Here is a 13,396-nt window from a genome sequence, read left to right as displayed (position 1 = left end):
GAGGATCCGATGACCCGCATCGTCATCACCGGGGGAGCCGTGCTCACCGCCGATCCGGCGCAGCCCCTGCGGCACGGCGTCGACGTCGTGATCGAGGACGACACGATCGTCTCTGTCGGCCCGGACGCCGACATCACAGGCGCGGAGGTTATCGACGCCCGCGGCTCGATCGTGATGCCCGGGCTGGTCGACACCCACCTGCACGTGTGGGAGTACGGCTGGCGCGGCATCATGATGCGCAAGAACACGAAGTACGACTACATCGAGCTGCTCTGGAAGACGGGCGCCGGCTACCAGAGCGTCGACACGTACGAGTCCACGCTCGGCGCGAGCATGGACGGGATCAACAACGGCGTCACCGGTGTGCTCGACTTCATGCACGGCGCGAACACCACCGACGCGCACACCGACGGCGCGGTGAGCGCATACCGTGAGACCGGCCAGCGGGTCATGCTGGCGGTCGGCTCGCGCAAGCCCTACACCGCCCCCGCGGCGGAGTTCGACGCGGCCCGCGCCGCACGGATCGCGGATGTCGCGCGGCTGCGCGAGGCGACGCGGGGCGACGCGCTGATCGATCCGGGTGTCGCGCTGGTGACGCCGGACGGCGGACGGCTCTGGGAGCAGTTCGTGCAGGACATCGGCGCGAGCCGCGACATGGGCGCGCGCATGACGTTCCACGCGAACGAGATCGGCGAGTTCCACAGGATGGACCAGGCCGGTCTCCTCGGCAGCGACATCGTCCCCTCGCACGGCAACCGCGCCTCCGAGATCGAGCTGAAGGCGCTCGCCGAGCACGACGTCGTCCTGTCGGTCTCGCCGTACTCCGAGGTGAGCTCGGGCAAGTCCCCGGCCATGTGGAACCGCGCGGTGCGGGCCGGAGTCCGGCTCGCACTGAGCGTCGACGTGCCCCCGGGCATCATCCCGATCAGCGAGTTCGCGCAGATGCGGCAGTTCTGGGCGGTGCTCAACGTGTTCGACCGGCTCGACGCCCGCGAGGGCGGCCGGTTCGGCGGTCCGTACGCGCTGGATCCGCACACCCTCACGCTCGACGAGGTGGTCGAGGCGGGCACGTACAACGGCGCCCTCGCGCTCGGCTACGAGAACCTCGGACGGATCGCGCCGGGGCAGCTCGCCGACGTCATCGTCGTCCGGCCCGAGCCGGGCGACGTCGTGCTCGAGGACCCGGCGGCCTACGTCGTCATGTCGACGCCGAGCTCGCACGAGGTCAGCCACGTGATCATCGGCGGCGTCGTGCGCAAGCGCGACGGCGTGCTCACCGACGCCGACCGTCTCGACCTGGCGGCGGTCAACGCGCACTGCCGCGAGCGCGTGATGCGCATCGTGGAAGGCTGAGTGCGGACATGGCCGGGCGGATGACGCGGGCGGACGTCCTAGCGCCGGGAGAAGACCTCCGGGTGCTGCAGCAGCTCCAGGCGGCTGCGGCGGACGTGCGCGGCGAGCATCTGCTCGGCCTCGACGGCATCGCGGCCGCGCAGTGCGCCGACGATGAGCCGGTGGTCGTAATGGATCCGGCGATCGCCTTCGGCGGAGAACAGCCGGGACACCGCGCGCCGGTAGTGCTGGGTGCGGTTCCACAGCGACACGACGGTGTCCCCGAGCACGCTCGTCGGCGCGACCGACACCGACGAGAGGTGGAACTCCCAGTCCAGCCGGAGGAACTCCTCGACGTCATCGGTGCGCTCCATGAGTTCGGCGAGCTCGGCGAGACGGTCGATGAGCGCCTCGTCCAGAAGGGGCACGTTGAGACCGAGCAGGAGCGGCTCGAGCCGCTCGCGCATGCGGTACATCTCCTCGCACTCCGCGAGGCTGAGCTCGCTCACCCAGGCGCCGGTGTTGGCGACGACCGTCACGAGCCCCTCGCTCTCGAGCATGCGCAGCGCCTCGCGCACCGGGAGCCGGCTGATGCCGTGCGACTCGGCCAGCTCGTCCTGGCGGATCCGCTCTCCGGGGGCGTAGCGCCCGTCGAGGATCGCCTCCCGCAGCGCGTCCGCGAGCATCGCGCCGGTCGCCCCGTGCCCCGCCGAACCTCGCGCCACTCCCGGCTCCCCTTCCGCTTCGCTCCCGCGATTGTATCCAGTCGCACCCCATACACGCGCTTCCACCCCGGTCGACCGTCCGGGATCGGATGAATCGGATCAGAACTTCACCCCCTGCCCGGACACCCGGGCGACGTATCAGAGGAGAAACACCATGACCGCACCTGCCATCGGATGGATCGGCGCCGGCCGGATGGGCTACCAGCTCGCGACACGGCTGCTCAACGGCGGGCACGACGTGGCCGTCTACAACCGCACCCGCGCGAAGGCCGAGCCGCTCACCGAGAAGGGCGCGAAGATCGTCGACCGCCCGATCGACCTGGCCGACCGTGACATCGTCTTCATCATGGTGTCGACCTCGGACGATCTGCACCACGTGCTGTTCGGCGACGGCGGCCTGCTCACGGACCCCGACCGCACCCCGCGCATCATCGTCGACTCGTCGACCGTCTCGACCGACGCCTCCGCCAAGGCCCGCGAGGGCGCCGCCGCGCGCGGCACCGAGTTCCTCGCCGCGCCCGTGAGCGGCAACCCGAAGGTGATCGCCGCCGGCAAGCTCACGGTCGCGGTCTCCGGCCCGCGCGCCGTGTTCGACGAGGTGCAGCCGCTGCTCGCGCTGTTCGGCCGCGGCACCACCTACGTCGGCGAGGGCGAGGTCGCCCGACTCGTCAAGATCGCCCACAACGTCTACCTCGGCGTGGTGACCCAGTCGCTCGCCGAGATCACGACGCTCGTCGAGCGGGGCGGCGTCGAGCGGGGCGCCTTCATGGAGTTCCTGAACGACTCGGTGATGGGATCGATCTTCAGCCGCTACAAGTCCCCGGCCCTGGTCAACCTCGACTTCCACCCGACGTTCACCAACATCCTGCTGCGCAAGGACATGCAGCTCGGCCTCAGCGCGGGCAAGGAGCTCGGCGTGCCGATGCCGCTCGCCGCCGCGACCGACATGCTCGTGGCCGAGGCGATCGGCGCCGGACACGTCGAGCAGGACTTCGCCACGCTGCTGCTCGAGCAGGCGCGCCGCTCGGGCTACGAGCTCGTCGCCGAGACCGTCCCGTTCGACGACGGCCTCGCGCCTGAGGCGTCCGCGTGAGCGAGCACCGCACGCTCGATGCGGCGGGGCGACTCGCCGCACCGGGCCACACCGGTGTCGACTACGAGCAGCGCGTCGACTTCGACCGGTTGCGCCGGTATCGGCTCGGGCGGGCGCAGGACGCGATCCGCGCGAGCGGGTGCGGCGCGTTCCTGCTCTTCGACTTCTACAACATCCGGTACACGACGCAGACCTGGATCGGCGGCGCCCTCGGCGACAAGATGATCCGGTACGCGCTCGTGTTCCCGGATCGGGAGCCGATCCTCTGGGACTTCGGATCCGCGGTGCGCCACCACAAGCTGTACTCGCCGTGGATCGCGGAGGAGAACTACAAGGCCGGGTTCCTGGGCTTCCGGGGCGCCGTCGCGCCGGAAGCGGGGCTGATGCGCAATGCGGTGAGCGAGATCAAGGCGATCCTGAAGGAGGAGGGGCTCGCGGACGCCCCGCTGGGGCTGGACATCGTCGAGCCGCCGTTCCTGTTCGAGCTCGAGCGTCAGGGCATCACCGTGCGCGACGCGCAGCAGTCGATGCTGGACGCCCGCGTGATCAAGTCGGTCGACGAGATCATGCTCCTCAACCAGGCCGCGGCCATGGTCGACGGGGTCTACCAGGACATCGTGGACGTGCTCAAGCCAGGGATCCGGGAGAACGAGATCGTCGCGCTCGCGAACAAGCGGCTGTACGAGCTGGGCAGCGATCAGGTCGAGGCGATCAACGCGATCTCGGGGGAGCGGTGCAACCCGCATCCGCACAACTTCACGGACCGCATCATCCGTCCCGGCGACCAGGCGTTCTTCGACATCATCCACTCGTACAACGGTTACCGCACGTGCTACTACCGCACGTTCGGGGTCGGCAGCGCCACCACGTCCCAGCGCGACGCCTACAAGCAGGCGAGGGAGTGGATGGACTCTGCGATCGACGCGATCAGGCCGGGGACCACGACCGATGTCGTCGCGCGCACTCTGCCGAAGGCCGAGGACTTCGGGTTCGACGACGAGCTGTCGGCGTTCGGACTGCAGTTCGCGCACGGGCTCGGTCTCGGCCTGCACGAGCGTCCGATCATCTCGCGGCTGAACTCGCTGGAGAACCCGGTCGAGCTGCAGGTCGGCATGGTCTTCGCGATGGAGACCTACTGCCCGGCGTCGGACGGCGTCTCGGCGGCGCGGATCGAGGAGGAGGTCGTGATCACCGAGAAGGGCGTCGAGATCCTGACGAAGTTCCCGGCGCAGGAGCTGTTCGTGGCCAACGAGTACTGACCCCGCGCACACAGGAGAGGCCTCGTCACCCGCTGGACGAGGCCTCTTCTCGTCGCGCCGCGCGGCATGGCCGGGCGTCAGTGCGACGGCGTCAGTGCGACGGCGGAGCGGTCGACGCGCGGGTGACGAACTCGACCGGCAGCTCGGTGGATTCCGGATCCTCACCGCGCAGGATGGCCAGCAGCGCCTCGGCCGCGGCGCTGCCGATCTCCGCGTGCGGGACGTGGATCGTGGTGAGCGGCGGGTTGAGGAACTCCATGAACGGCAGGTCGTTGCAGCCGATGATGCTGACGTCCTCGGGGCAGCTCATGTCCATGCGGCGCAGCACGGAGAGCACGCCCACGGCCATCATGTCGTTGCCCGCGATCACCGCGGTCGGCCGCCCGCCCTCCTCGAGCAGCCGCTCGAAGAGCTCGGCGCCGTCGTGCTGACCGTATCCGGGGGACAGACGCACGGCGCGGTCCGAGGAGTCGAGGCCGCGGGCGCGCATGACCCGCTCGAACGCGACGTGACGGTCGAGGCCGGTGTTCGCGTCGCCGGCCGCGCCGATGTAGGCGATCTCGCGGTGCCCGAGGGAGAGGAGGTGGTCGATCGCCTGCTCGATGCCATCGCCGACCGATGCCGTGACCGTCGGAAGATCCGTCTCGACCCGGCGGTTCGCCAGCACGACCGGCGTGCCGGACGCGGCGATCTCGGAGTACAGCGACGGCGTCTTGGTGCTCGCGACGATGAGCCCGTCGACCTGGCGGGACACCAGCGCAGCGATCTCGGAGCGCTCGTGGGCCTGATTGGCGTCGGTGCTGACGACGAGGCCCACGTAGCCGGCACCGCGCAGGACGTCCTGCACACCGCGGGTGAGCGCGGCCGCGATCGGATTGGCGATGTCGGGCACGACGACGCCGACGGTCGAGGTGCGGTTGGTGCGCAGGCTCTGCGCGATCAGGTCGGGCGTGTAGCGCAGCTTGGTCGCGGCGGAGCGCACGCGCTCGACCGTCTCCGGGCTGACCAGGTGGGCGGTGTCCTCACGCAGAGCACGCGACGCCGTCCCGTAATGGACGCCGGCGAGCGTCGCCACATCACGCAATGTCGCCTTGCGCCCCATCGTGTCCCCCTCGCAGTTGCAGATTTCGTTGGCGCCAACTTACACACTCGGCGCATCTTCCGGTCGTCCGCATGATCAGACCCGCCGGGACTTCGGATCCATGGCATCGCGCAGGGCGTCGCCGAACAGGTTGAAGCCGATCGTGATCGCCAGGATCGCCAGACCCGGGAACAGTGCCATCCACCATCCGCCGCGGATGAGCTCCGCCTGCGCCTCGGACAGCATGATGCCGAGTGACGGCTGCGGGGGCTGCACGCCCAGGCCGAGGAAGGACAGCGCGGCCTCGCCCAACACGGCGGAGGGCACGTGCACGGTGAGCTGGACGAGGATCGCGCTGATCGCGTTCGGGAACAGGTGCAGGCCGAGGATGCGCGCGCCCGAGGCGCCGGTGGTCTGCGCGGCCTCGACGAACTCGAGATTGCGCATGCGCATGACCTCGGCACGGGTCACCTGGATGAACGGCACGAGGGTCGACACGATGAGCGCGATCGTCAGGTTGCGCTCCGACCCGCCCCCGAGGATCGCTGCGAGGCCGAGAGCGAGCACCAGGCCGGGGAACACCATGAGGACCTCGACGACGCGTGCCATGACCACCTGCACGGGGCGGTAGTAGCCGGCGAGCAGTCCGAGCGGGATGCCGATGCACGCGGCGATCAGCACCGAGAAGACGCCGATCCGCAGCGAGACGGCGATGCCGCTGAGAGTGCGGGAGAGCACGTCGCGGCCCAGCGAGTCGGTGCCCAGCCAGTGCAGCTCGCTGGGCGACTGGCTCGTGTGCAGCACGTCGGGGGCGGTGGGTGAGAACGGGGTGAGCATCGGGCCGATGATCCCGGCGAGCAGCATCACGACGACGAAGGTGACGCCGACGACGCCGCCGGGGCTCGCGAACACGTCGCCGATCACGGTGAGGACACGGCGGTCGCTCGTGCGCATGCGTCGCACCAGGACGGTCATGGTGGTCATCAGTGCTTCCTTCCGGAGATGCGCACGCGCGGATCGATCAGGGTGTAGACGACGTCGGTGAGGAGGTTGATGGTCACGTAGAGCAGCGCGATCACGATCACGACGCCCTGCACGACCGCGTAGTCGCGGCTCGCGATCGCGCCGAGCATGAGCTTGCCGAAACCGGGCAGCACGAACACCTGCTCGGTGACGACGGCGCCGGCGATGAGGAAGCCGAGCTGCAGGTTCACGATCGTCACGACCGCGATGACGCTGTTGCGCACGGCGTGGCCCCAGATCACCTGGTGACGGGGCAGGCCGTGCGCCCGGGCGCTGCGGATGAAGTCGGAGCCGAGCGTCTCGAGCATGCCGGCCCTGGTCTGGCGCATGGTGACCGCGGACAGGCCGGTGCTGAGCACGAACACCGGCATGATCATGCCGACGAGGTTCTTGACCGGATCGGTGAAGAAGGGGGTGAAGCCGGAGGCAGGCAGCCAGTGCAGGGTGACGGCGAAGACCAGGATGAGGATCATGCCGAGCCAGAAGCTCGGGACCGAGAGGAAGAACAGGGCGACGCCGTTCGTCGCCCACTCCTCGATGCGGCCCTTGCGCAGGGAGGCGACGATGCCGAACAGGATGCCGCAGATCGTGGCCACGAAAAGGGCCATGAAGGTGAGCTGCAGGGTCAGGGGGAGCGTCTGGCCGATGGCGACGGTGACCGGCTGGCCGGTGGAGATCGACATCCCCCAGTTGCCGTGCAGCAGACCGCCGACATAGCGGACGAACTGCACCGGCAGCGGCGCGTTGAGGCCCAGCGCCTCACGTACCTGATTCACGTCGAGCCGTCCGGACGTGTCCTGGGAGACCAGGACGTCTGCGGCGTCTCCGGGGAGCATGCGCACGCCGATGAAGATCACCACCACGGCGAGCACGAGAGTGATCAGTGCCTGACCGAAGCGCATCAGCAGATACCGCGCCATCGGTTCTCCCTCCATGAAGACTGCGTTGTCGTTGGTTGAGATTCTAGATGCAAACGTGTGCAATTCTGGCTACGATGTCAGAAGTTCGCCGAGTATCCCGTGAGAACCAGTCTACACAAGGGGTCACGTCGGACACATAGGTCAGTGACGACATGCAGTCGGTGTGATGACGCACACGATTGCGCAGAAAGGGAACCTGATGAGCACACCGGATCTGATCCTGCGGAACGGTCGCATCGCGACCCTGGCCAAGGACGGGACGGCGCCCGAGTTCGTGGAGGCGCTCGCCGTCCGCGGGGGGAAGGTCGTGGCGATCGGCGCCGAGGCCGATCTGCCGGCGGCGGGCCCTGCGACGGTCGTCTACGACCTCGACGGCAAGCTGGCGGTCCCCGGTCTGATCGACTCGCACGTGCACTTCGTTCGCGCCGGACGCACGTGGGACGACGAGGTGCGCTGGGAGGACATGTACTCGCTGGCCGACGCTCTCGCCTCGCTCGCCGCACGCGCCGAGGACGTCCCGGAGGGTCGCTGGATCCGCGTGATCGGAGGCTGGGACGAGAAGCAGTTCTCGGAGAAGCGCGGGCCGACGCGGGAGGAGCTCGACGCCGCGGCGCCGAACCATCCGGTGTACGTGCAGATGCAGTACACCTACGTCGTGCTGAACTCGCGCGGGATGACCGAGGTCGGTCTGCACGGCGACGGCGCCGAGGACCGCGTGCGGGACTCGCAGTTCCCGCAGGGGTTCCAGCGGGACGAGTCGGGGGCGCTGACCGGACGTGCCGGCGGCGGGCCGCTGATGACCTGGTTCTACCGGCAGCTGCCGATGCCGACGGTGGACGAGCAGGCGGCGGGCACCGTCTCGCTGTCGAAGGAGTTCGCGCGGCTCGGCATGACCGGCGCGATCGACGGCGGCGGCCTGTCCACCGGTCCCGAGGCCTACCGGGCGATCGCCAAGGCGAACTTCGACGGCGGTCTGAAGACGAAGGTGCGGCTGTTCAAGCACGCCACCCGCCCGGGCATGGAGGACGAGGACTTCTCCGGCTATTACCGCTTCGACAGCCCCGGGTTCGGCGACGACATGCTGCGGTTCTCGGGGATCGGCGAGATCATCATGTACCGCTCGCACGATCGGATCGCCGACCCCGCGGACTACTCGGACGAGGCGATGGCCGAGAACAAGGCCGTGATGCGCGAGGCGGCCAAGCACGGCTGGCCGGTGCAGGTGCACGCCCACCAGCGCGAGTTCATGGACAAGGTGATGACGGCCTGGGAGGAGATCAACGAGGAGTTCCCGATCACCGATCTGCGCTGGGGCTTCGTGCACGGCGAACTGCTGGGCGCGGGCGATGCGGAGCGGCTCAAGCGCCTCGGCGCGGGGGCACTGTTCCAGAGCCTGCTGCGCCTCAACGGCGAGGAGGCCATCGCGGTCTGGGGCGCCGAGCGCGTCGCGCACGCGCCCGAGCTGAACCTGATGTGGGACGCCGGGGTGCAGATCGGCCTCGGCTCCGACGCGATGCGCGTCGCGTCGTACAACCCGTGGGTGAGCCTGCACTGGTTCCTCACCGGCCGCACGATCCAGGGCAACCGCACCCTCGCCGACGAGCACCTGCTCAGCCGCGAGCGGGCGCTGCGCGGCTACACCCAGGGCGGGGCGTGGTTCACGTTCGAGGAGGAGGAGCGCGGGCAGCTCGTGCCCGGGTTCGCGGCCGACATCGCGGTGCTCACGGACGACTTCTTCACCATCCCGGTCGACGAGATCCCGCACCTCGCGTCGCGGTTGACACTGCTCGACGGCGACGTCGTGCACGACGACGGCACCGTCGCCCGCCAGTCCTGAGCGACGGATGACGAAGGAGGGAGGGGAGCGCGCTCCCCTCCCTCCTTCGTCATCTGCGACGACAGCCCTCAGTCGCCTGCGGCGAGGATCCTCGACCGGGTGGCGCTCAGACGCGCGGCCCGCTCGGCGGCGTCGGCCACGCCCACGAGCACACCGTCGCGCTTGCGCACGACGCCGTCGATGATCACCGTGTCGATCTCCCGCCTCTCGGCGCCGACGAGCACCAGGTGACCCACCGGATCCGTCTCCGCCGCGTCGCGGTCGGTCGGTCGCACCAGCACCACGTCCGCGAGGCAGCCCGCCTCGATGCGGCCGAGGTCCGCGCGGCCGAGCGCGTGGGCGGCGTTCGCCGTGGCGGCGCGCAGGAAGTCGTCCGGTCCCGCCGACGGCGGGTCGGTGTCGTCGAAGATCGGCAGGCGGGCGCCGTCTCGGGCCGCCCCGGCGTCGAGGTACTGCATCAGGCGGTAGCCGATCCGCAGCTGCTGCAGGAGGTCGATGTGGGCGCTGCCGGCGGTGTCGATGCCGAAGGAGATCCGCACACCGTGGCGGAACGCGCGGCCGATCACGGTGAGCGAGCGGCCCACCGAGCACTCGCACTCCGGGGTGACCGAGATCGGCACGTCCGCCTCGGCGAGCAGATCCAGCTCCCGGTCGGAGAGGGCGTTGCAGTGCACCGGCACGAAATCCGGGCCCAGCGCGCCGCGCTCGCCGATCCGGGCGATCTCCCTGGCGCCGTTCTGGTGCATGCTCGTGCGGGCGCCGATCGACCGGGCGAAATCGAGCTCCGTCCAGAAGTCGTCGCTCGTGGCCACGCCGGAGGCGCCGATGCCGACCTCGACGCGTGCGCCCGTGGCACGAGCGCGCAGGCGCGCGACGCGGGCGAGCCGCTCGTCGACGGGCGGGGCGAAGTGCTTCTGGCCGTGGAACGGGTAGCCGAGGCCCATGCCGTAGGCGAGCAGCACCCGCTGGCCCGTCGCCTCGTGCGCCTGCAGAGCGGAGAACCCGTGCTCCTCGGTGACCGCGGCATGGAAGAAGTCGAGGCTGCCGGTGATGCCCCGCTCGATCATGTCGAGCCCCGCGGCGTGGATGCTCTCGTAGACGTCCTGCGGGGCGTAGCGCTCCCGCAGGGACGCGATGCGCTCCTGATAGATCCGGTGCCCCCACAATCGCATGCCGATGCCCCGCGCCGCGTACTGCCAGGCGTGGTTGTGCGTGTCGATGAGACCAGGCATCACGAGGGCGCCGGTCCCGTCGATCACCTCGGCGCCGGTGGGTGCGGCGAACCCCGCGCCGACGGCGGCGATCCTGTTCCCGTCGATCAGCACGTCGTGGTGGCGACGCACCGGCATCGATGCGTCGCCGGTGAGCACCGTGGCGCCGCGGATCAGGATCGCCCCCATCAGGCGACCCAGACCGTTTTCAGGTTGCAGAACTCGCGGATGCCCTCGGCGGAGAGCTCGCGGCCGTAGCCCGAGCGCTTGACACCGCCGAAGGGAAGATCCGGATAGGAGACGGTCATGCCGTTCACGAACACCGCCCCCGCCTCGAGGGCGGCGACCGCGTGGTCGATCTCCGTGTCGTCGGTGCTCCAGAACGCCGAACCCAGGCCGAAGTCGTTGTCGTTCGCGATCCGCAGGGCGTCATCGAGCGACTCGGCGCGGTACAGCGAGGCGACCGGGCCGAACGCCTCCTCCGACCACAGCCGCATGTCCGGGGTCAGTTCGGCCACGACCGTCGGGCGGTAGAACCAGCCGTCTCCGTCCTGCCGGGAGCCGCCGGTGAGGATCCGGGCGCCGCGGGAGCGCGCGTCGTCGACGAGCTCCTCGACGTCCTCCCGGCCCCGTTCGGAGGCGAGCGGGCCGAGATCGGTGCTCTCCCGTGCGGGGTCGCCGATCGTCAGGGCGGCCATGCGCTCGGTGAAGCGCGCCGCGAACGCGTCGTAGACGTCTGCGTGCACGATGAATCGCTTCGCGTTGATGCAGGCCTGGCCGTTGTTCGTGACCCGTGCGCGCACGGCCGTCTCGACCGCCGCGTCCAGATCGGCGGACGGCATCACGATGAACGGATCCGATCCGCCGAGTTCGAGCACGCTCTTCTTCAGCGCATCGCCCGCGGCCGCGGCGATCGAGCGGCCTGCGCCCTCCGATCCGGTCAGCGTCACGGCGGCGACGCGCCGGTCGCGGATCACGCCCTCGACCCTGGCCGATCCGATCAGCAGCGTCGCGAAGGCGCCCGCGGGGAACCCGGCGCGCGTGAACAGCTCGCCGAGGTAGAGGGCCGCGCGCGGCACGTTGGACGCGTGCTTCAGGACACCCGCGTTTCCGGCCATCAGCGCCGGGGCGGCGAAACGGGCGACCTGCCAGATCGGGTAGTTCCACGGCATGACCGCGAGGATCACGCCCAGGGGGTCGAAGCGCGTGCGGGCGGCCGAGGCTCCGACGCGGTCCGGCTCCGCGAGTGCGGTCCCGGTGAGGAAAGACTCGGCGTTGTCGGCGTAGAACCGCATCGTCGCGGCCGACTTCGACACCTCCGCGCGGGACTGCGCGATCGGCTTGCCCATCTCGGCGGTGATCATGCCCGCGACCTCGTCGGTCTCGGCCTCGAGGAGGTCGGCCGCCGCCCGCATCCACTCCGCGCGGCGTGCGAACCCGGCCGCGGCAAGCATCCGCTGCGCGGTGGCCGCCGCGGCGAGGCGCTGGTCGACGACCTCGGGGGAATCCTCGTCGAACTCCTCGATCACGGATCCGGTGGTGGGGTCGATGCTGCGGATGCGGGACACGTCGCTCCTCGGGGTCGGATGGATGGTGAGCGCAGGGCTCAGAGCAGGGTCGAGAGGGGATTCTCGATGCGGTGCTGGAACGCGGCGAGCAGCCGGGCGGCGAGGGCGCCGTCGAGCACCCGGTGGTCGGCCGAGAGCGTGACGGTCATCACCGAGCCGACCCCGAGGGTGTCATCGTCGCCGACCACGGGCACGCGCCGCACCGCGCCGACGGCGAGGATGCCGGCGTGCGGCGGATTGAGGATCGCGCTGAACTCCGCCGTGCCGTACATGCCGAGGTTCGACACGGAGAAGCTGCCTCCCTCGAGCTCGTGCTGACGGAGTCGTCCCGCGCGCGCCCGCTCCGCCGCGTCGGCGATCTCGGCGCTGACGGCGGCGAGGGCCTTGCCGGCGACATCGCGGATCACCGGGGTGGTCAGTCCGCCCTCGATCGAGACGGCGACGGCGATGTCGACGGCCGCGAAACGACGGATGCTGTCGCCCCGCCACACCGCATTCGCCTCGGGGACCTCGCGCAGCGCGCCGGCGAGGGCCTTCACCACGAGGTCGTTGATCGAGACGCGCCGCTCGGAGAGCTCGTTGATCCTCGTGCGCAGGCGGAGCAGCTCGTCGACGCGGCAGTCCGCGACGAGGTAGAAGTGGGGCACGGTGCTCTTGCTCTCGGTGAGCCGGCGGGCGATCGCGGCGCGCATCCGATCCACCGGGACGTCGACGAAACCGGCGTCGGTCGCCGGGACGGCGGGAGCGGCCTCGGGGCGCATGGGCGCGGCGGCCTCGGGGCGTGCGGGCGCGGCGGCTGCTGTCACCTGCCGAGCGGCGAGGTGACGCTCCAGATCGCGGCGCACGACGCGGCTGTGCGGACCGGATCCGGCGATGTCCGCGGGATCCACCCCGTGCTCGGCCGCGAGCCGGCGGACGAGGGGGCTCGCGAACAGGCGCCGGGGTGCCGATGCCGGGTCGGGGTCGGGGGGTGTCCCGCGCTCGGCATCGGCACCGGTCGGGGTGGCGGCGCTCGCCGCGGTCGGGTCGGCGCCGGGGGTCCGCCCGTCCGCGACCGGCGCGAACCCGGCGGTCGCGAGAGCGGAGTCGATATCCGCGTCGCCCTCGCCGTCGGAGAGCAGAGCCACGATCGGGTCGCCGACCGTGGCACTGCCGCCCTCGTCGAGCAGCAGCCGGCCGATCACGCCGTCCTGCTCGGAGAGGTATTCGACCACGGCCTTGTCGGTCTCGAGCTCGGCCAGCGGCTGGCCGATCGCGACGTGATCGCCGTGCGCCACCAGCCAGGACTGCACGGCGGCCTCGCGGGCGCCCGCCAGGACCTCGGGCATGCGGATCAGCTCCACCATG

At 70.4% G+C, this 13,396-nt stretch carries 11 protein-coding genes; 4 read left to right on the top strand and 7 right to left on the bottom strand.

What is annotated here, in order from left to right:
• The first annotated feature begins 9 nt into the window (after positions 1-9).
• Positions 10-1,353, top strand: a complete 1,344-nt coding sequence (locus RBR11_RS12285; RefSeq protein WP_308489637.1) for an amidohydrolase family protein — start codon at positions 10-12, stop codon at positions 1,351-1,353.
• A 38-nt stretch (positions 1,354-1,391) separates the two neighbouring features.
• Here the strand turns inward: RBR11_RS12285 and RBR11_RS12280 are convergent, their stop codons facing one another.
• Positions 1,392-2,057, bottom strand: coding sequence for a GntR family transcriptional regulator (locus RBR11_RS12280; protein ID WP_308489636.1), 666 nt, complete (start codon positions 2,055-2,057; stop codon positions 1,392-1,394).
• A 154-nt stretch (positions 2,058-2,211) separates the two neighbouring features.
• Between RBR11_RS12280 and RBR11_RS12275 the strand changes: the two genes are divergently transcribed.
• The gene (locus RBR11_RS12275) at positions 2,212-3,150 is read left to right on the top strand and encodes an NAD(P)-dependent oxidoreductase (protein WP_308489635.1); all 939 of its coding nucleotides are present in this window, start codon (positions 2,212-2,214) and stop codon (positions 3,148-3,150) included.
• The gene (locus RBR11_RS12270) at positions 3,147-4,409 is read left to right on the top strand and encodes a M24 family metallopeptidase (RefSeq protein ID WP_308489634.1); all 1,263 of its coding nucleotides are present in this window, start codon (positions 3,147-3,149) and stop codon (positions 4,407-4,409) included. The genes RBR11_RS12275 and RBR11_RS12270 overlap by 4 nt, the downstream gene beginning before the upstream one ends.
• Before the next feature lie 91 nt (positions 4,410-4,500).
• On the opposite strand, the gene RBR11_RS12265 is transcribed toward RBR11_RS12270, so the two are convergent.
• The 3 genes from RBR11_RS12265 to RBR11_RS12255 form a co-directional block, all read right to left on the bottom strand.
• On the bottom strand, positions 4,501-5,511 hold the full coding sequence (locus RBR11_RS12265) for a LacI family DNA-binding transcriptional regulator (protein WP_308489633.1): 1,011 nt from the start codon (positions 5,509-5,511) through the stop codon (positions 4,501-4,503).
• Positions 5,512-5,586: 75 nt separating this feature from the next.
• Positions 5,587-6,474 (bottom strand): ABC transporter permease, encoded by an 888-nt coding sequence (locus tag RBR11_RS12260; protein ID WP_308489632.1) that lies wholly within the window; start codon positions 6,472-6,474, stop codon positions 5,587-5,589.
• Complete coding sequence (locus tag RBR11_RS12255) at positions 6,474-7,433, bottom strand: ABC transporter permease (protein ID WP_308489631.1); 960 nt, start codon at positions 7,431-7,433, stop codon at positions 6,474-6,476. Before RBR11_RS12255 ends, RBR11_RS12260 begins: the two co-directional genes overlap by 1 nt.
• 199 nt (positions 7,434-7,632) lie before the next feature.
• On the opposite strand from RBR11_RS12255, the gene RBR11_RS12250 reads away from it, so the two are divergent.
• Complete coding sequence (locus tag RBR11_RS12250; protein ID WP_308489630.1) at positions 7,633-9,270, top strand: amidohydrolase; 1,638 nt, start codon at positions 7,633-7,635, stop codon at positions 9,268-9,270.
• A gap of 68 nt (positions 9,271-9,338) precedes the next feature.
• On the opposite strand, the gene RBR11_RS12245 is transcribed toward RBR11_RS12250, so the two are convergent.
• Genes RBR11_RS12245 through RBR11_RS12235 form a run of 3 tightly spaced genes read right to left on the bottom strand, consistent with a single transcriptional unit; the run spans position 9,339 to position 13,395 of the window.
• Positions 9,339-10,670 carry an amidohydrolase family protein gene (locus RBR11_RS12245; RefSeq protein WP_308489629.1) on the bottom strand — a complete coding sequence of 444 codons (1,332 nt, stop codon included), beginning with the start codon at positions 10,668-10,670 and terminating at the stop codon, positions 9,339-9,341.
• Positions 10,670-12,049, bottom strand: coding sequence for an aldehyde dehydrogenase family protein (locus tag RBR11_RS12240; protein ID WP_308489628.1), 1,380 nt, complete (start codon positions 12,047-12,049; stop codon positions 10,670-10,672). The genes RBR11_RS12245 and RBR11_RS12240 overlap by 1 nt, the downstream gene beginning before the upstream one ends.
• Before the next feature lie 38 nt (positions 12,050-12,087).
• The gene (locus tag RBR11_RS12235) at positions 12,088-13,395 is read right to left on the bottom strand and encodes a dihydrolipoamide acetyltransferase family protein (RefSeq protein WP_308489627.1); all 1,308 of its coding nucleotides are present in this window, start codon (positions 13,393-13,395) and stop codon (positions 12,088-12,090) included.
• Position 13,396 lies beyond the last annotated feature (1 nt).

Source organism: Microbacterium capsulatum, assembly GCF_030865425.1.
Lineage (GTDB): Bacteria > Actinomycetota > Actinomycetes > Actinomycetales > Microbacteriaceae > Microbacterium > Microbacterium capsulatum.
The sequence above is the reverse complement of the archived record's forward strand: the minus strand, read 5'-3'. Positions and strand labels throughout refer to the sequence as shown.

Excerpts from the sequence above, each read along its gene's own strand:
- RBR11_RS12285 (WP_308489637.1), top strand. The coding sequence starts at position 10 with ATGACCCGCATCGTCATCACCGGGGGAGCCGTGCTCACCGCCGATCCG.
- RBR11_RS12275 (WP_308489635.1), top strand. The coding sequence starts at position 2,212 with ATGACCGCACCTGCCATCGGATGGATCGGCGCCGGCCGGATGGGCTAC.
- RBR11_RS12265 (WP_308489633.1), bottom strand. The coding sequence starts at position 5,511 with ATGGGGCGCAAGGCGACATTGCGTGATGTGGCGACGCTCGCCGGCGTC.
- RBR11_RS12260 (WP_308489632.1), bottom strand. The coding sequence starts at position 6,474 with ATGACCACCATGACCGTCCTGGTGCGACGCATGCGCACGAGCGACCGC.
- RBR11_RS12255 (WP_308489631.1), bottom strand. The coding sequence starts at position 7,433 with ATGGCGCGGTATCTGCTGATGCGCTTCGGTCAGGCACTGATCACTCTC.
- RBR11_RS12250 (WP_308489630.1), top strand. The coding sequence starts at position 7,633 with ATGAGCACACCGGATCTGATCCTGCGGAACGGTCGCATCGCGACCCTG.
- RBR11_RS12245 (WP_308489629.1), bottom strand. The coding sequence starts at position 10,670 with ATGGGGGCGATCCTGATCCGCGGCGCCACGGTGCTCACCGGCGACGCA.
- RBR11_RS12235 (WP_308489627.1), bottom strand. The coding sequence starts at position 13,395 with ATGGTGGAGCTGATCCGCATGCCCGAGGTCCTGGCGGGCGCCCGCGAG.